Source organism: Salegentibacter sp. BDJ18 (assembly GCF_017579965.1).
Taxonomy (GTDB): domain Bacteria; phylum Bacteroidota; class Bacteroidia; order Flavobacteriales; family Flavobacteriaceae; genus Salegentibacter.
In genome coordinates, this window is the sequence record NZ_JAFLQX010000003.1 from 191586 (window position 1) to 210224 (window position 18639).

Below are 18639 nucleotides of genomic sequence, written 5' to 3' on the forward strand. Positions count from 1 at the left end.
ACTAAATCTCTTTATCCAGTTTTGAAATTACTTTTACAGCTTTATCGTAATCTTCCTGCTGCGCAGAATTTGATGCTGGGGTGTACCTCGCAAACTCGCAGCTTTTTAAAACCTCAATAAATTCTGCAGAAGTTTCATCGGGAACATTTTTTTCCTTCAAAATTTCTAAAATGCGTTCTTTACTCATTTCAGAAGTTTGAATATGAAGTTTCGCTTTTAAATAATTGTGCATTGCACGCTCTAAAGATTCATAAAAAGCCTGCTGATCGCCAAGATTCTTTTTGGCTTCAGAAAGGTATTTTCTTGCCAGTTTATTCGCTTTTTTAAGTCGGTTTCCATGTACATCAGCGGCAATGGCTTCTCTCTTTTTTCCGAATAAAATAAAGAGCGGAATAGCTGCAAAAGGCAAAAGTAGCGATCCCCAATAAGTCCACGACCTAAAAAAGGCTTGTTGCTCTAACGGCCTAAGATTGGTTTGGGTTTTTATAAACCTAAACTGTTCTGAAGGTAAATTAACCGCGCGCTTACTGTTTTCTGCAATTCTACCACCCGAAGTACTAACCGGACCTTCTTCTACATCTATTAAAATTTCCTGGGAAGACAAACTCTTATAAGTTTGCGTTTTTGGATCAAAATATGAAAAAGTTAATGGCTGAATTGGATATTGACCTTTTCTGGTAGGCACAATAGTGTAAGAATCTATAATACTTCCCTGTTTTCCGTTTAAAGTAGTGGTAACGTTTTCGGTTCTTTGTGGATCATACATTTCAAGTGAAGATGGCACCTCAAGCGAGGGTAATTCAAACAAATTTAAGTTCCCATTTCCTCTAATTTCAACCTTTGCTTCCAGGGATTCTGAAGCATCAAGTTTATCTTTAGTGGTGCTCACATCTAAACTAAATTGCCCCACGGCGCCGGTGAAACCAGCAGGTTTCCCTTCGGGCAATGGTCTTACATCTACTGTTCTAGTGCCCGCAGCAACAGTTTTATTTATAGTTTTATAAATTCTACTGCCAAAAATGTCACGCCTGTCACTTGGTACATCTACCGAAACTGACAGGGTAAGTGGTTCAAGCTCTAATTTACCGGTTTTCTGCGGATAAAGAACTGCTTTTTTAAGTACCACAGACCGATAAGGTTCTCCTCTGTATTCCTCATTTTCCGGCCTTAATTCCCTTATTTCAATATTCTGACTCCAAAAATCTGAAAACTTAGGGCTATCTACTTCCCTGAAATTGCTCACGCTAATTCGCGGACTCACAAACAATTTATAAACCACGGTTATTCCTTCGTTTAAATAAGGATTGGGATTGGACACTTCAGCAACTAAATGCAAGTTATCTGAAGCTATAAGATCTGAATTATCACCATCGATTGGCTGGTCTACCGCAGCGGTAACCTGGATATCTATAGGTGTGGTTTTATAAATCTTGTCGTCTATGGTAATTTCAGCCTGGGCAATGGTTTTGCTTCCACGTGAATTGGGCTGTAAATAATAAGAATACGTTTTTGAATATGTACGATCCCCATTAATCCAGCGATTACTCACCGACTGGTTTGGGCCGCCTACAACGGTAAAACCATCAAAAGAGGGAGGACGAAAATTATCGCCATCCTGGTTCATTTCAAAATCTACCCTAAGGCGTTCGTTTACCCCAAGTTTGTCCTTGCTCACTTTGGCCTCAAACTTTACCTGGGCCTGTAAACCAAAGCCGGTAAATAATAAAATGCTAATTATTAAAAACTTCACCTTCATCTATAAAATCCTTTCTTTAAGATAAGTATGATTTTGGAAAGAAATGTATCAAAAATTTTACCAATCTTTTTCAGATTGCACTTTGGCACCTTTTTGTTTTTCCGCATTTACTTTATCCTGCACCTTTCTTTCTTCATTATTCATCGCTTCCAGTAAACTCTGAATTTGCTCTGGAGACAATTGTCCCTGCGTGGGTTGAGGCTGGCCTTGCTCAGGTTGCTGCTCTTCCTCTTGCTGGTCACCCTGGCCATCTTGCTGCTCCTGCTCATCCTGGTCGCCTTCCTGTTCTTCCTGATCCTGATCTTGTTGATCCTGGTCACCTTCATTATCTCCCTCACCATCCTGATTCTGCTGCTCCTGGTTTTCCTGATCCTGGTTTTGGTCTTGATTTTCCTGATCCTGATTTTCCTGATCTTCATTCTCATCATCGCCACCGTCCTGGTTATCCTCCTGGTTTTCCTGTTCCTGTTCCAGCATCTTTTTAGCCAGGGCTAAATTATACCGTGTTTCATCGTCAGTTGGATCGTTTCTTAAAGCATCTTTATAGGCATCTACCGCTTCCTGATACATTTTTTGCTTCATATAAGCATTTCCCAAATTATGGTTGGCTTTGTGCCTGGCAGTTTTCGTGTCTGCAACCTCAGCCGCCTGTTTAAAACGTTGTGCAGCCTGTGGTGCATTTTCACGGGTATAATACATATTTCCCATATTATATCTCGCGTCTGCATTCTCAGCATCTTTGGCAATAGCTTTTCTATAAGCCGCCTCGGCTTCCGGGAAATTATTTTCTCCTAAAGCAACATCAGCTTCCTGCATAAATTGCCGGGCTTCCTTTTGGGCTTTTTCTCTTTCTTTATCACTTTGTTGCTGGGCTAATACCGGAAGTCCAAGTACCAACCCAAAAAACACACATAAACTAACTCGAAGAAAGCTCAAGGATAAATTAAAATCTCGATTATCGAGTAATATGTTTGCTGAAAAACCTCTCATTGAATCACTCCTCTGTCTTTCTTTTTTCGTTGAATAAATTAAGTTTCTTTATCCAGCCGGTCTTGCGTTCCAGCATAAATACATCCAGTAACAGCAATAAGATTGCCAAACCAACAAACCACTGAAACTGCGATTTATAATCGGCAAATTGTTTTGCTTCAAATTCTGTTTTTTCAATGGTAAGCAACTCTTCCTGAACTTTTTCGGTTACTTCAGCAGTTATGCTACCATCAATATATTCTCCGTTTGTTTCGCTCGCAATTTGCTCTAAAATTGCCGGATCAAGTTTTGTAATTACGGTTTCTCCCTGGTTGTCCTTTTTATAATTCTGCACCACTCCATTCCTTTTTATAGGAATTGGTCCTCCCTTGGTGGTGCCTACACCTATAGTATAAATTCTAATCCCGGCTTCAGCGGCTCGTTCCGCCATATCTTCAACATTACCCTGGTGATCTTCGCCATCGCTTAGAATAAACATCACCCGGTTGGTTTGTTGGTTATCGTCAAAAAACCCGGTAGCTAAATCTATAGCATCTCCAATGGCGGTTCCCTGCGAGGAAATCATATCGGTATTTAGACTCTCCAGGAACATCTCTGCCGAGCCGTAATCTGTAGTAATTGGCAACTGCGGAAAAGCGCTCCCGGCATAGGCGATAATTCCCACGCGATCGCTTCCCAGGTTCCCTATTATTTGCCGTACCAGTTGCTTCGATTTTTCTAATCTATTGGGCGCAATATCTTCGGCCTCCATACTTTTTGAAACATCTACGGCAAAAACAATATCTACACCTTCACGTTTTACTGTTTCCAACTGGGAGCCCAATTTAGGATTTACAAGGCCAAAAATTAAGCTGGCAAAAGCGCCAAGAATGAGCATTAATTTTAAAACAGGCTTAAATGCCGATTTGTTTGGGGATAAAAAACTTAGAAGCTCGGGTTTGGCAAACCTTGAGCGCGCACGCTCCTGCCAAAGCCTAAAAATAAGGTATAGCAAGATTACTACCGGAAGGAGGAGTAATAGCCATAAATATATTTTTTCTTCTAAGATCATTAAAACTTTCTTTCTAATTTTTAAATAAAGCCTCTAAATACCGTATATCGCAGGATCATTTCAAAAAGTAATAATCCTAAAGCCAGTAAAGCATAAGGCCTAAATTTTTCGGTATAATTATAATACCTGAATTCTTCTATTTCAGATTTCTCCAAACTGTCTATTTCTTCATAAATCTCTTCGAGGGTTTCATTATTGGTAGCTCTAAAGTATTTCCCGCCGGTATCTGCAGCAATTTGTTGCAATAAAGCTTCATCTATCTCCACTTTTTGCACCCCATATTGAAACTTTCCGTTAGGCAAAATATTTACTGGAGTTAGGGCATTTCCATTACTTCCCACGCCAATTGTATAGACTTTAATATCGAATTCCACAGCGAGCTCGCTGGCTATTTTAGGATCTATAAACCCTGAGTTATTTACCCCGTCGGTTAATAAAATAATCACTTTACTTTCGGCATCACTATCTTTTAAACGGTTAACCGAAGTTGCCAAACCTGAACCAATTGCCGTTCCGTTTTGTAATACATTACTGTATTCAATTTCTTCAATGGCTCTTAAAGCAATACTTTTATCGCTGGTAATGGGAGTTTTGGTAAAACTTTCTCCAGCAAAAAGAACCAAACCAATCCTATCTGTAGGCCTATTTTCTATAAATTCGGCTCCTACCTCCTTTACAGATTCCAGTCGATTAGGTTCAAAATCGCGAGCCAGCATACTTGCCGAAACATCTATGGCCATTACAATATCTATACCCCTAATATTGCTGCTTTGCGTGGTTACATCTACCGTTCTTGGCCGGGCCATTGCAGTTATTAACAGCGCCAATGCCAGTAAGCGTAAGACAAAAAGTATTGGTTTCAATTTTGAAAGCAGCGATTGCTTTACCTTAAAACCTTTTACGCTAGACATTCTAAGTTCTGGCGTTTGCTGCTTTCGTTTCCAGAAATACCAGGCCGTTGCCGGCAGAAGCAGCAAAAGCAGCCAGAAAAATTCTGGATTTTCGAATGTATAATTAGCAAACATCAATTAGACTGATTTCTTAATTCTATAGAACTTTCTACTCGCTGTAATATTTCTTCGGCATATTCATCATCTTCATCAAAAACTACCATAACCTGCTGAAATCCGCCATTTTCTCCCAGGTTTAGAATAGCATATTGCTTTTGAATTGGTCCGCCTGTAATTGGATTTTCAAGATTAAAAGTTCCAAAAACCTTAATTCCCTTGGCGTTATTTAAAGTTGAAAATTCTTCTTCTTTCATAATAATATTACGGACACCCTGGTTTTCCAGGTTTTCGTAAATACCGTCTACTGCCTTATCAAGGTTAAAATCACTTTGCGGATTTACAGGCCCGGTAATTAATAAAATATATAAATTGCTCTCCAGTGTTCCAGAATCAAAAGTTTCACTTCCCAGAAGCAATTCCTGTAGCTCATTGTCCCTATCTACAGCCTTTCTTACCAATACCTCTGGAGTGGTTATGGTTACACTTGGCGTACCGTATTCACTTCTAATCCAGTCGCCTTCCAGCAATTCTTTGGTCTCATTTCCTAAAACCGAATCTTTTACATAATCAAATCCTCTGGTATTTACCAAAACCACTATTACAATGATTCCCAGAACCAATACACCACCAATTATGGCCAGGATTTTATTTCTTCTTTTTCTTCTTAATTTCTCTGTTCGGTATTTTTCATCCTGCATCAATTCTTCCTCGGTTGGCTCAGGAACTACCTGGCGAATGTCTTTTATAAGATGCTCGGTTTTAGTTCTATCACTTTTCGCGGTAATTACATCGGGGCGCGAATTGGCAAATTTGGCCAAATCGGCGCGTTTTAATAATTGCTGAAAATTATCTATAGATTTATCTTTTAAACTTAATTCTCCCGCTTGTTTTCTTAATTCCAGGTAAGCAATAAGTTCTGAAGTTGTACTCTCCAGTGCCCTATCGTAAATTTTTCTGTCTAAATATTTTCTAACAATAAATGCTAGGTTTGAATAATATTCCTTGATTTCCCTGTCTTGCAACAAAGAAGAATTATCTAATTGTTTTAACTCGAACATGGCCTGCTCGTAAGGCGGTAATTCGGGCTCTGCTTCTTGTCTTTTCTTTCTTCTTCGGAAAAAATAAAAAGCTACACCTAATAAAATTAATGCTGCCAATAACCACCAAATCCAGTTCGGAATACTAAAAGGTTTTGGAACATCTACCGCCGGTTTTATGGGATACATTTTTTGGCGGGTGGTATCAACTTTTACATCGGCAACCTCAACTCTAAAAGAATCGGTTAAATATTCCCTATTTTGAATAATAATTTTTTGCTGCGGAATAGTATATACACCGGAATCGAACTGGGTAAGCGAGTATTTCTTTAAAAGCCTGAAGCGATCTTCAACCGTAGTGGTATCGGCTCCTAAAGATTCTACCATTTCCATTGGATCAAAAGTTTGGCCCTCAGGGAAAACCACCAAGTTGGTAGAATCGGTTTCTACTTCAATACTATAAATTATTTGTTCTCCAATTTTTATGGAAGTTGAATCTATGCCGGCATTAATTTGAGGTTGCTGGGCGAAAGCTGAAAAAGACAACAACAAAAAAAGCAACAAGGCCGCCGCTTTAAAACTATTTAATGTTGTTGTAAATCTATTATTCATTTGTTTCTAACCTCTTCTTTTAAAATAACCCAGTAATTTTTTCACATAACTCTCGTCAACACGATTGTTGATAACGCCAGCTCCACTTAGGGTAAAACTTTCGTTAAAATAAGCCGCTCTTTCACGATAATATTCTGCATAATTTCTTCTAACCGATTTAGAGCCAGTATTTACCGTAACATATTCCCCGGTTTCCTCATCCAACATTTGTACCAATCCTAAATTTGGAATTTCCTCCTCAGCCGAATCGTAAACCCTAATTCCTGTAACATCGTGTTTATTGCCCGCAATCTTTAAAGTTTGCTGGTAATGGTCGTCCATAAAATCTGAAAGCATAAAGACAATCGCCTTTTTCTTCATCACATTAGAAAGGTATTTTATGGCTACCGCGATATCAGTTTTTTTAGATTTCGGCTTAAATTCTATTAATTCCCTGATAATTCTAAGCACGTGATAACGCCCTTTTTTAGGCGGAATATAAAGCTCTATTTTATCTGAAAAAAGCATCAGCCCAATCTTGTCGTTATTTTGGGTAGCTGAAAAAGCTAAAGTTGCAGCAATTTCGGTAATCACATCTTTTTTAAGCTGATTTTGTGTTCCGAAGAATTCTGAACCCGAAACATCTACCATAAGCATCATGGTAAGTTCACGTTCTTCTTCAAAAACCTTTACAAAGGGCTCATTGTATCGAGCGGTAACATTCCAATCTATACTTCTAACATCGTCGCCAAATTGGTATTGCCGCACTTCACTAAACGTCATCCCACGACCTTTAAAAGTAGAATGATATTCCCCGCCAAAAACGTGATCGCTCAAACGCCGGGTTTTTATTTCAATCTTTCTTACTTTTTTTAAAAGCTCTTTGGTATCCATCAGGAAGCGGTTGTGTTTTTACACAGCAATTATTGGAAAATGCGAAAATTAAGTGAACTACAAGGTTTATGGAACTTCAATCTCGTTCACTATTTTATGCACAATATCTTCTGAAGTTACGTTTTCGGCTTCAGCCTCGTAGGTAATTCCTATTCTATGGCGAAGTACATCTAAAACCACGGCTCTAACATCTTCTGGAATTACATAACCACGACGTTTTATAAATGCGTAACATTTTGAAGCTCTCGCCAGGTTAATACTTCCCCTTGGAGAAGCGCCAAAACTTATTAAAGGTTTTAGATCTTTTAAATTATATTTTTCAGGATTACGAGTGGCAAAAATAATATCAAGAATATATTTTTCAATTTTCTCATCCATATAAACTTCCCTGGCAGCCTGTTGTGCACGTAAAATTTGCTCAATGCTCACCACGGGATTCACTTTTGGAAATTCCCCTCTTAAATTGGCGCGCATAATTAACTGCTCGTCATTAATTTCGGGATAATCTATTACGGTTTTTAGCATAAAACGGTCTACCTGGGCTTCAGGTAAAGGATAAGTTCCTTCCTGCTCTACCGGGTTTTGCGTGGCCATTACCAGAAACGGTTTATCTAAAATAAAGGTCTCTTCGCCAATGGTTACCTGCTTTTCCTGCATAGCTTCCAGTAAAGCCGATTGTACTTTGGCTGGAGCCCGGTTAATTTCATCTGCCAGGACAAAATTTGCGAAAATGGGTCCTTTTTTAATACTGAAATCATTCAGCTTCATATTATAGATCATAGTACCCACAACATCTGCAGGCAAAAGGTCTGGAGTAAACTGAATTCTACTAAAGCTACCGTGAACGGCTTGAGAAAGGGTATTAATAGCCAGGGTTTTTGCCAAACCGGGAACACCTTCCAGCAAAATATGGCCCTGCCCCAATAAACCAATAAGCAAGCGCTCCATCATATGCTTTTGCCCTACTATTACTTTATTGACTTCAGTATTTAGTAAATCTACAAAAGCACTTTCCCTCTCTATTTTTTCATTTAAACTTGCAATATCTACAGAGGCGTTGTTATCTATCATTTTATGCGTATTTAAGACCGTGAATTCGAGGCCGCAAATTGGAAAATTATTAGCGTTTCTGCTGTTAATGTATGGTTAAAAAACAAAAAAGCGGCTAAAAATAGCCGCTCTTTTTTTATAAGGGAAATCTTTTAATTATTCCAAATAAATAGTTTCAAGATCTTTTGCTTCTCCCTGTACTACTTCAACATTGTCTTCGGTAATGGCATCATACCCAGTTTCGGCATCTGGAGTTACAATAACTTTATAAGTTCCTGCCGGCACCCCGTGCAGCGCAAAATTTCCGTCTTCGTCAGTATAAGCCGAAATAGTATGGCTTGCATTCTGGGCTTTTACCAAAGATTTTTTATCGTTAGGATGTACTTCACCTACAATAGAACCGGTATTGGCCATAGCAGACATTCTAATTACAGGTTTAAGGATGTAACCTCCATTCCCGGTTGTCACGATAGATTCGTCTACATCAAAATCCAGAAGATACTCATAGCTCTCTCCTGCTTCCAGCTCTTGTTGCACATTTAATTTTAATCCAGATTGTTGTGCACTTGGGGTAGCCATAGGATTCTCTTCTCCATTAATTACCACCACATTGTCTGGTCCTAAAACCAGTCTTATTTGATCAAGATAACCTGCAGGAATTTCAACATCGGCCAGTAATTGTGATACTCCGCCGGTTAATTGCAGAAGGTCATAACGGCCAGTTTCTACATTAGAAAGGCTTTCCCATTCGGCTTCTTCTTCGCCAACGGCGGCTTCTGTTTTAATCATTACATCCTGCACATCTACCCAAACTTCATCGTAGTCTCCGGGGGCATCTGTCATTCTAACCGTTAACTGGGCGTTGCCTTCTTCCACTCCGTTTTCATCATCATCACTACAACTGGTAAATCCAAAAGCAACTACTGCTGCAAGCAATAAGCTTTTTAATTTTAGGTTCTTCATCGTTCTTTTCATAAATAGGTTTATTAATTGTTTAGAGAGGAAAACGCAGCATCATTGAATAAATTTTATCCAGATGCCTGGATTAACTAAATTTAACAGGATTTTAAATTGCATTTATACATTTAAGCTAGTTTCTTGTAGAAGCTTTATAACTTAGAAAAACTTATGAAAACTGCACTAATTACCGGCGCCACCAGTGGAATTGGAAAAGCTACCGCCAATGCTTTTGCAAGAGAAGGGATTAATTTAATTCTCTGTGGAAGAAGGGAAGAACGTTTAGACGAATTAAAAAAAGAGTTATCAAAAAGGGTCGCGGTTTATACTCTTTGTTTTGATGTTCGTGACAAAGCCGCGGTTTTTGAAAAAATTAATGGACTTCCAGAGAAATTCAGCAAAATTGATATTCTAATAAATAATGCCGGAAACGCACACGGTTTAGACCCCATACAGGATGGAAATATAGACGATTGGGATGCCATGTTAGATATTAACGTAAAAGGCCTGCTGTATATTAGCAAAGCAATTTTTCCAAAAATGATAAGCCAGGGAACCGGGCATATTATTAATATTGGATCTACTGCAGGGAAAGAAGTCTACCCCAACGGAAATGTTTATTGTGCAAGCAAATACGCGGTAGATGCCTTAAACCAGGGAATGCGCATAGACCTCAACAAACACGGAATTAAAGTTGGCGCCGTAAACCCGGGACTTACTCAAACAGAATTTAGCGAAGTAAGATTTAAAGGCGACTCCGAAAAAGCAAAAAAAGTTTATGAAGGATTTCAAGCTTTACGCCCGGAAGATATCGCCGATATTATTCGGTTTGTGGTAACCCGACCTTACCACGTAAATATTGCAGATTTAGTAGTGATGCCAACCGCGCAGGCGAATAGCACTACGGTGAATAAAAATTAATATTTCTTGAGATTTACATCCTGCAAGGTTTTAAAAACCTTGTAGGTTTTTGGAATACCTTAGGAATAAAAATATTGAGAAGTAATAAGGTTTAACGCAGATATGTAATAGGAAAAAGAATAGATAATAATTAAAGAGATTTCCGTCTTCACGGAAATGACAAAGTTAGTATGATCAACAAACGGCTTTTAATAAAAAACTTACTCGCTCACAACGACGAGAACAGCTTTTATGATAAAAAGCTGAAGCTTAATATTGGCGAACGCGAAGGAAAAGCCAAGTTTTTAAAGCACGTTTGCGCACTTTCTAATTCCAATCCAGAAAATAATTCTTATATCGTTATTGGGGTTCAGGATGAAGATAACCGTATTGTTGGCACCGATTTTTTTGACGATAGTAAAATTCAAAACCTGGTGAATGCTTATTTAAGTAATCCGCCGTTAATATCTTATGAAAATATTCCTTTTCCGCATTTGCCGGGAAACCTTGTGGTTGGCCTGGTAACCATTAAGCCCAACCACGGAAAAATATGCTCGCTTAGAAAAAACATTTGGAAATATTATGGTGGCTCGGTTTTTCTTAGAGATGGCAGCATTAGTATGCCCAAGGTTTTTGATATTACTATTAGCGATGTGAATTCAGAAGTGGTAAATTCTATAGAAAACCATTCCCATAATAATATAGAATTAACCCTGGACGGGGTGTTTGATTTTCTTCAGAAGAGAAAAGATTATAACGCCACTTATAAAGTTTTTAAAGAATATTTTGTGGTTTGTTGGGCCGGAAAAAAGATTCAGGCAAAAAATGAAACATTTTACTCCCGTGTAGATATAGAATTAATAAACGAACAGGTGAAATTGTTTTATTCAGATTTGGACCAGGTGAGTATTAGCCTTACCGAAGAACAATTTAAAATCCTGGAATATGTACAATTGGGACTGCACGATAAATACCAGTTTTATCCCTTAGAAGAGGTGACAATTCGCTTTAAAGACAGCGTGAGCTATGAGATAGAAAGCAAATTGCTATTTGAGCCACCAGAATTCGACAAAAAAACGCTTTATCATATATACAACACAAACAATAAACTTCTGGAAAGACTTAAAAAGAAACTTCCGCTAAATAAACAACAAATAAAAGATCTTAAAAATTTGCCTTCAACTTATTTACTTTGTTATTTAAATAACTTTGCACAGGCAATAGACAAACTGGAAGAAGCCAAACCATTTTTAAAAGAATACAGCCAGGAAGTTTATAATTATTATAAGGAAAGTATGCGAATTTTAAGAAAAGTAAAATACAATTAATATGGGTAGAAGTATTGCCATTGGAGACATTCACGGCGGATTAAAAGCATTAATACAGCTGCTTGAAAAAATTGAAGTCACCCCAGACGATGAACTAATTTTTTTAGGCGATTATGTAGATGGCTGGAGTGATTCGGCAAACGTGGTTTCATATTTAATAGAATTCGCAAAGCAAAATACCTGTATTTTTATTCGGGGAAATCATGACGATCTTACTCATCGCTGGCTGGAATCTGGAGAGCTTAACGAAAAGTGGCTGGAACACGGCGGGCAATCCAGTATTGATGCGTATAGAAATTTTTCTTCAGAAGAAATAGAAGCGCATATCGAGTTTTTTAATCAGATGGTTAATTATTACGTAGATAAAAAAAACAGGCTTTTTGTGCACGCGGGGTTTACAAATCAACATGGTCCTGAACAGGAATACCATGATACCGGATTTTACTGGGATAGAACCCTGTGGGAAATGGCACTTTCTTTAGATAAAAATATAAAACCAGATGATATAAATTACCCAAAGCGCCTAAGACTTTTTGATGAAATATTTATTGGCCATACCCCGGTTACCCGAATTAACGAAGATGTCCCGGTAAAAAAAGCAAACATTTGGAATGTAGATACCGGCGCTGCTTTTATGGGAAAATTATCGGCTATAGATGTAAATTCAAAGGAAATATGGCAAAGTGAGCCGGTTTTTAAGCTATATCCCGAGGAGGAAGGTAGAAATTAAGACGATTTTACCAGAAAACGCCTTTACTCTTTATATCTTTGTACTTTAATGATTTTGAGTTTTATTTTAGCTGAATTATATTAGTAAAAACTAAAACACAGTTTTTGTAGCATAATTATAAATCCCAGCAGGGTTTCTAAAATACCTGCTCCAATCCACATAAAATGGCCCTCGATAATATTAGATTAGAAGTAATGAACACCGTTGAGAAAGAGGTAGACGGTTTCATTGAAAAATACCTTATCCCGGTAGAAGAAATCTGGCAACCTACAGATTTACTTCCAAATTTACAGGGAGAGGATTATATGAATGAGCTTACCCAAATTAGGGAAGAAGCAAAAGAACTTGAATACGATTTTTGGGTAGTTTTAGTTGCCGATATGGTTACCGAAGAAGCCCTCCCCACCTACGAATCCTGGCTTATGGATATGGAAGGGGTAAAACAACACGGTAAAAGCCGCGGTGAAGAAAATGCCTGGTCCAAGTGGGTTCGTCACTGGACGGGAGAAGAAAACCGCCACGGAGATACGCTTAACAAATATCTTTACCTCTCTGGCAGGGTAAATATGCGTGAAATTGAAAAAACCACACAACATTTAATAAATGATGGTTTTGATATTGGAACGGGGCGTGATCCTTATAAAAACTTTGTATACACCAGTTTCCAGGAATTGGCTACCAATATTTCGCATAAGCGTGTTGGCCAGTTAGCTAAGAAAAAAGGCAATAAAATGCTGGGAAAAATGTGTAATATTATTGCCGGAGACGAGATGAGGCACTATATGGCTTACCGGGAATTTGTAAAAACCATCTTTGAACACGATCCCAGCCAAATGATGCTGGCTTTTCACGATATGATGAAAAGAAAGATTGTTATGCCAGCTCAGTTTTTACGTGAAAGCGGACAAGGAATTGCCGAAGCTTTTGAAAACTTCTCTAACGCAGCCCAAAGACTTGGCGTATACACCACTTACGATTATATTGAAATCCTTGAAAAACTAAATGGATACTGGGAAATTGATAAAATGCGTTCCCTTACCGATGAAGCTGAAAAAGCCAGGGATTATCTCATGAGATTGCCCGATAGAATGCGAAGAATTGCAGACCGTATGGCTGTTCCGCAAGATCAACATATCTTTAAATGGGTTGAGCCTAACGGAAGAATTTAAGGCAATTTGTCTATAAAAAATTTAGACCTCCCAAGTTATGAAAACCTGTGAGGTCTTTTTTTTTGAATTTATTCGTGGGAAATCTTTAAAACTACACTTCTTGTTTCTTCCAAATTTTATAAGAAATTAGATCTTTTTCTATGAGATTTAGACAAAAAGCAACGACCGCAGCATCGTCTAAATAACCAATAATTGGAATAAAATCGGGGATTAGATCTATGGGCGAAAGTACATAAAGAAGAGCGCCTCCAATAGCTGCAATTACGTTAAAGGGTACTTCCCTGTAATTCCCGTTGGCATAATCTTTTAGCAAACTAAAAAGTATTACCGCATCATCCAGATAACGCTGTAATTTTCCTTTATTTTCAAATTTAGATTTTATCGCATCTTCATCTTCCAGTACATCATCTATATCTTCTTCTTCAAAATCGTCCTGACGCTTTTTATGCTCTTTCTTAATTGTTTCGTTATCGATTTTACTCATTGTCTATTTTTTTGATGACCACAAAATATAAAATTATTATTGAAGGTTTAATTAGGGAAATGCTAAAATATGAGAAAAAACAAACCTCACAGATTTTAAATGCTGTGAGGTTTGTTTGGTTCATAATTCTAAACAGGCTACTCTGTTATTCTGTCCCGAAGCTTCGGGATTATTTCAGACTGTAAGTCATTTTCTATACCTATTAGACCCTGAAACAAGTTCAGGGTAACGATTCTTTTATTAAATACTACAAATCGAATTTAATACCTTGCGCCAACGGCAATTCAGTGGTATAATTAATAGTATTTGTTTGTCTGCGCATATAGATTTTCCACGCATCAGAACCAGATTCTCTTCCGCCTCCGGTTTCTTTTTCACCTCCAAAAGCACCGCCAATTTCAGCACCTGAAGTTCCTATATTCACGTTTGCAATCCCGCAATCTGAACCTTCTACCGAAAGAAAACGTTCGGCTTCCCTTAAATTGTTGGTCATTATCGCTGAAGAAAGCCCCTGCACTACCCCATTTTGTAATTCCAGGGCGTTAGAAACATCTCCTGAATATTTCATAATATAAAGTACTGGTGCAAAAGTTTCGTGCTGTACGATCTTAAACTCATTTTTTGCTTCGGCTATTGCTGGTTTCACATAACATCCGCTTTCGTAACCTTCGCCTTCCAAAACACCACCTTCAACTAAGATCTTACCGCCTTCTTCCACCACTTTATCCAAAGCGTTTTGATAATTTTTTACCGCATCTTTATCGATAAGCGGTCCCACGTGATTATTCTCATCCAATGGATTTCCAATGCGCAGTTGCTTATAAGCTTTTACAATAGCATCTTTTACTTTATCATAAATAGATTCGTGAATAATTAATCTTCGGGTAGAAGTACAACGCTGTCCGCAAGTTCCAACAGCACCAAATACAGCACCAATTACCGTATTTTTAATATCGGCATCTGGCGTTACGATTATGGCGTTATTCCCTCCTAATTCAAGAAGCGATTTCCCTAACCTTGCGGCAACTGCCTGGGCAACTATTTTTCCCATTCTAATAGAACCCGTAGCCGAAATTAAAGGCACTCGTTTATCGTTGGTCATCATTTCACCCACCTTATAATCGCCGGTGATCAATGAAGAAATCCCTGCCGGAACATTATTTTCAGCAAAAACTCTAGCGGCAATATTTTGACAGGCGACAGAAGTTAACGGAGTTTTCTCTGATCCTTTCCAAACGCAAGCATCTCCACAAACCCACGCTAATGCCGTATTCCACGACCAAACCGCCACGGGAAAGTTAAATGCCGAGATAATTCCAACTACTCCAAGCGGGTGGTATTGCTCGTACATTCTATGCCCGGGCCGTTCAGAATGCATGGTTAAACCGTGTAACTGCCGCGAAAGTCCCACTGCGAAATCGCAGATATCTATCATTTCCTGAACTTCGCCCAAACCTTCCTGGTAAGATTTTCCCATTTCGTAGGAAACCAATTTTCCTAATGGTTCTTTTAATCTTCTTAATTCATCATTGAACTGGCGAACCACTTCCCCACGCTGAGGTGCCGGCCAGGTGCGCCATTCTTTAAAACCTGCAGTAGCAGTAGTAATTACTTTTTCGTAATCTTCTTTGGTGGTGGCCTTTACTTTTCCAATTAAAGCGCCGTCTACAGGAGAATAAGATTCAATAACTTCCCCACTACTAAAAAAATCTTTTCCGGTAGAAGTTCCATTATTGGTTTCCTGTAAACCAAGATCTTTTAAAGCTTGTTTAATTCCGAATTTTTCTGCTATTTCACTCATTAAATTGTAAATTTTATCTGTTCTTTTGTGTGTTTTCTGCTAAAATAATAAATTTTTTATGCTATTCCGTTTCGGCTACAAAACGCTCATCTACCGGCATTACTTCCCCGCAATTATCACAGGTACGTAATTCTTTACTTCCGTAGAAATGTTTAAAATGCTTTAAAAAATCTTTTTCAATATCTTCTAATGGAAAATAAACTTCATATAATTTATGGTTACAATTATCGCAAAACCATAATAGCCCGTCTTTGCCTTCAAGTTGCACACGTTTACGCTCCACAACCAGCCCAATAGAACCTTCTTTTCTAACCGGTGAATGTGGCACTTTTGCGGGATGCAAATACATATCTCCAGGACCTAATTTCATCGTTTTTTTCTTACCATCTTCCTGAATATGCACTTCAATTTCGCCTTCCAATTGATAAAAAAGCTCCTCGGTTTCGTTATAATGATAATCCTTGCGTGCATTTGGCCCTGCCACCACCATCACGATATAATCTTCAGATTCTTTATAAAGATTTCGATTGCCCACCGGCGGCTTAAGAGATTCCCGGTTTTGGTCAATCCATTTATTAAGATTAAAAGGTTTATTTACTGCCATGATTTCTAATTTATATTCCTTAAAATTACAACTTAAAGCTTAGACAAATGCCCCATTTTCTTATCTTTTTGGGCGCCTTAACGGGCTATGCGCTGCAAGTCCTCGTCGCCTATCGGTTCCTGTGGGCTTTACGCTGCTATCCCTGGCGCAAAATAAAAAACTTAACAAAATGCGTATCTTCGACCTAAAATCACACTCTATATGAAAAAAATATTCCTTTTATTCAGTCTTTTTCTCTTTTTAGCCTGTAATATTTCAATTGAAAAAGATTCAGAAAAAAATGAATCCACCGAAGCTGAAAAAATTCAGGATTCTGCGGGGAATTTTGGGATTGTTATTCATGGTGGTGCCGGCACAATTTTAAAAGAAAATATGAGTGATTCTCTGGAACAGGCTTACAAAGCCAAGCTGGAAGAAGCCATAAGAACCGGGCACGAAATTCTGGCAAACGGCGGGACCGCGATAGAAGCTGTACAACGTACCATAAATGTCATGGAAAATTCACCACTCTTTAACGCAGGGAAAGGTGCTGTTTTCACCAATGATGGCAAAAACGAACTCGATGCTTCTATAATGGAAGGAGAAACTCTAAATGCAGGTGCAGTTTCTGGAGTAACTACGGTAAAAAACCCTATAAATCTTGCCTGGGAAGTAATGGAGAATTCAGAGCACGTAATGCTTTCGGGTAAAGGCGCAGAGCAATTTGCTAAAGAACGAAATTTGGAAATTGTAGACCCAAAATATTTTTATACCGAGAACCGCTTTAAAAGTTTAGAACGTTTAAAAGCAAGAGATTCAGAAAAAACAGAATTGGATCACGATAGCAAAACTGCATTTGTAGATCCGTTTATTAAAGATTCTAAATTTGGTACGGTTGGTTGTGCCGCTTTAGACAAAAATGGAAACCTTGCCGCAGGAACTTCTACGGGTGGAATGACGAATAAAAAATGGGGCCGAATAGGCGATGCTCCCATTATTGGCGCCGGAACTTATGCTAATAATAAAACCGCAGCGATTTCAGCAACCGGCTGGGGAGAGTTTTTTATACGGGGCGTGGTAGCCTACGATATTTCAGCAATGATGGAATATAAAGGAATGAGCCTTGCTGAAGCTGCAAAAGAAGTAATTCAAAACAAAAATCCCCAACTGGGAGGAAACGGTGGCATCATTGCTATAGACCGTAATGGGAATGTTTCCATGGAATTTAATACCGCGGGAATGTACCGTGCAAAAATGAATAAAGAAGGTGACCTGGAAATAGGAATCTATAGCGAATAACCTTCTTTAATAAGATCTTTACAAGCCCAACCTAAACGGTTGGGCTTTTTTTTAACTCAATTTTAGAATTCGTTAGTTCGGAAAATCCCGAACTAATTATAATTTTGCAAACTTTCTAAATAACTTACAAATGAGAAATAAGTACGGTGTAATTTTAATATTGGTCTTTATATTCTGTTATGGAGAGGTTTTTTCACAACGTTTATCACGTGAAAAAATAAACAATACCATAGAAAATATGCCCACTTTTTCTATTCACAAGGATAATTATTTTATCACGGGAATTTCTACAAATAAAGATCTCAATTCTAAATCTGCAGATGCAAAATATCAAATTAGTTTTAAAGCATTAATTACGCGTAATACCTTACCGTTGGACACCTACTTGTTTCTCACTTATACCCAAAAAGCTTTTTGGAATATTTATGAGTTTTCAAGCCCCTTTCGCGAACTTAATTTTAATCCCGGGGTAGGCTTGGGAAAACCCGTTTATAGTAAAAATGATGATTTGGCAGGAATGGCGCATTTACAGTTGGAACACGAATCCAACGGGCGGGATAGTATTTATTCCCGAAGCTGGAACTCTCTTTCTTTAAGTTATCACACCGCGATAAATAAAAACCTTTTAATTAGCGTAAAAGGCTGGTTGCCATTTAAATATAAAAAGGATAATCCCGAGCTAATTGATTATGTAGGCTACGGAAAAATAAGCCTTACTTACAATGTAATTCCAGAGAAATTACTGGTAGATCTTATGCTTAGAAAAGGCATAAAAGACTGGAATGGAACCTTGCGAACCAGGTTGCTTTACAAACCTTTTGATTCCTCTAATTTACATTTGATGTTGGAGTGGTATAAGGGAAATGCTGAAAGCCTAATCAACTTTGAAGAGAACCGGAGTATGATTCGCGCAGGCTTCGTTCTAAAATCAGACGAATTAAACTTCCTGAAATCGCTTCCCGATGCAATTTAACAAACCTTTTAGATTTTTGGTTCGGGTTATTCGGAA

The 18639-nt window shown here is 38.2% G+C and carries 16 protein-coding genes and 1 pseudogene; 6 read left to right on the forward strand and 11 right to left on the reverse strand.

Annotation, left to right across the window (positions count from 1 at the left end; genetic code table 11):
- Position 1: 1 nt before the first annotated feature.
- From J0871_RS03385 to J0871_RS03420, 8 genes are all read right to left on the reverse strand, one after another.
- A complete protein-coding gene (locus J0871_RS03385; RefSeq protein WP_208223429.1) occupies positions 2-1756 on the reverse strand; it encodes a BatD family protein in 1755 nt (584 codons plus the stop codon).
- A 57-nt stretch (positions 1757-1813) separates the two neighbouring features.
- Entirely contained in the window at positions 1814-2746 is a 933-nt protein-coding gene (locus tag J0871_RS03390) for a tetratricopeptide repeat protein (RefSeq protein WP_208223431.1), read from the reverse strand.
- A 4-nt stretch (positions 2747-2750) separates the two neighbouring features.
- Entirely contained in the window at positions 2751-3797 is a 1047-nt protein-coding gene (locus J0871_RS03395) for a VWA domain-containing protein (protein ID WP_208223433.1), read from the reverse strand.
- A 20-nt stretch (positions 3798-3817) separates the two neighbouring features.
- Positions 3818-4822, reverse strand: a complete 1005-nt coding sequence (locus tag J0871_RS03400) for a VWA domain-containing protein (protein WP_208223436.1) — start codon at positions 4820-4822, stop codon at positions 3818-3820.
- Positions 4822-6456: an LPXTG cell wall anchor domain-containing protein gene (locus J0871_RS03405; RefSeq protein ID WP_208223438.1), complete on the reverse strand. Its 1635-nt coding sequence runs from the start codon at positions 6454-6456 to the stop codon at positions 4822-4824. Before J0871_RS03405 ends, J0871_RS03400 begins: the two co-directional genes overlap by 1 nt.
- Before the next feature lie 6 nt (positions 6457-6462).
- A complete protein-coding gene (locus J0871_RS03410; protein ID WP_208223440.1) occupies positions 6463-7329 on the reverse strand; it encodes a DUF58 domain-containing protein in 867 nt (288 codons plus the stop codon).
- A 66-nt stretch (positions 7330-7395) separates the two neighbouring features.
- On the reverse strand, positions 7396-8400 hold the full coding sequence (locus J0871_RS03415) for a MoxR family ATPase (RefSeq protein ID WP_075325291.1): 1005 nt from the start codon (positions 8398-8400) through the stop codon (positions 7396-7398).
- Positions 8401-8535: 135 nt separating this feature from the next.
- Entirely contained in the window at positions 8536-9342 is an 807-nt protein-coding gene (locus tag J0871_RS03420; RefSeq protein ID WP_243870378.1) for a DUF4382 domain-containing protein, read from the reverse strand.
- Between the two features lie 165 nt (positions 9343-9507).
- Between J0871_RS03420 and J0871_RS03425 the strand changes: the two genes are divergently transcribed.
- The 4 genes from J0871_RS03425 (at position 9508) to J0871_RS03440 (ending at position 13463) form a co-directional block, all read left to right on the forward strand.
- Positions 9508-10257, forward strand: a complete 750-nt coding sequence (locus J0871_RS03425; protein ID WP_208223444.1) for an SDR family NAD(P)-dependent oxidoreductase — start codon at positions 9508-9510, stop codon at positions 10255-10257.
- Between the two features lie 170 nt (positions 10258-10427).
- Positions 10428-11564: an ATP-binding protein gene (locus J0871_RS03430; protein WP_208223446.1), complete on the forward strand. Its 1137-nt coding sequence runs from the start codon at positions 10428-10430 to the stop codon at positions 11562-11564.
- A 1-nt stretch (position 11565) separates the two neighbouring features.
- Positions 11566-12294 carry a metallophosphoesterase family protein gene (locus tag J0871_RS03435; protein WP_208223448.1) on the forward strand — a complete coding sequence of 243 codons (729 nt, stop codon included), beginning with the start codon at positions 11566-11568 and terminating at the stop codon, positions 12292-12294.
- 164 nt (positions 12295-12458) lie between these two features.
- The gene (locus J0871_RS03440) at positions 12459-13463 is read left to right on the forward strand and encodes an acyl-ACP desaturase (protein WP_075325296.1); all 1005 of its coding nucleotides are present in this window, start codon (positions 12459-12461) and stop codon (positions 13461-13463) included.
- 160 nt (positions 13464-13623) lie between these two features.
- On the opposite strand, the pseudogene J0871_RS17360 reads toward J0871_RS03440, so the two are convergent.
- The 3 genes and pseudogenes from J0871_RS17360 to J0871_RS03455 all read right to left on the reverse strand — a co-directional run.
- A pseudogene (locus tag J0871_RS17360) lies at positions 13624-13947 on the reverse strand (YkvA family protein); the annotation flags it as partial.
- Between the two features lie 247 nt (positions 13948-14194).
- Entirely contained in the window at positions 14195-15748 is a 1554-nt protein-coding gene (locus J0871_RS03450) for an aldehyde dehydrogenase family protein (protein WP_070054440.1), read from the reverse strand.
- A 61-nt stretch (positions 15749-15809) separates the two neighbouring features.
- Positions 15810-16352 carry a 3-hydroxyanthranilate 3,4-dioxygenase gene (locus J0871_RS03455; RefSeq protein WP_208223452.1) on the reverse strand — a complete coding sequence of 181 codons (543 nt, stop codon included), beginning with the start codon at positions 16350-16352 and terminating at the stop codon, positions 15810-15812.
- A gap of 201 nt (positions 16353-16553) precedes the next feature.
- On the opposite strand from J0871_RS03455, the gene J0871_RS03460 reads away from it, so the two are divergent.
- Together J0871_RS03460 and J0871_RS03465 are read left to right on the forward strand one after the other, a co-directional pair.
- The gene (locus tag J0871_RS03460; protein ID WP_208223454.1) at positions 16554-17630 is read left to right on the forward strand and encodes an isoaspartyl peptidase/L-asparaginase; all 1077 of its coding nucleotides are present in this window, start codon (positions 16554-16556) and stop codon (positions 17628-17630) included.
- A 130-nt stretch (positions 17631-17760) separates the two neighbouring features.
- The gene (locus J0871_RS03465) at positions 17761-18603 is read left to right on the forward strand and encodes a phospholipase A (protein WP_208223456.1); all 843 of its coding nucleotides are present in this window, start codon (positions 17761-17763) and stop codon (positions 18601-18603) included.
- The last annotated feature ends 36 nt before the right edge of the window (positions 18604-18639 follow it).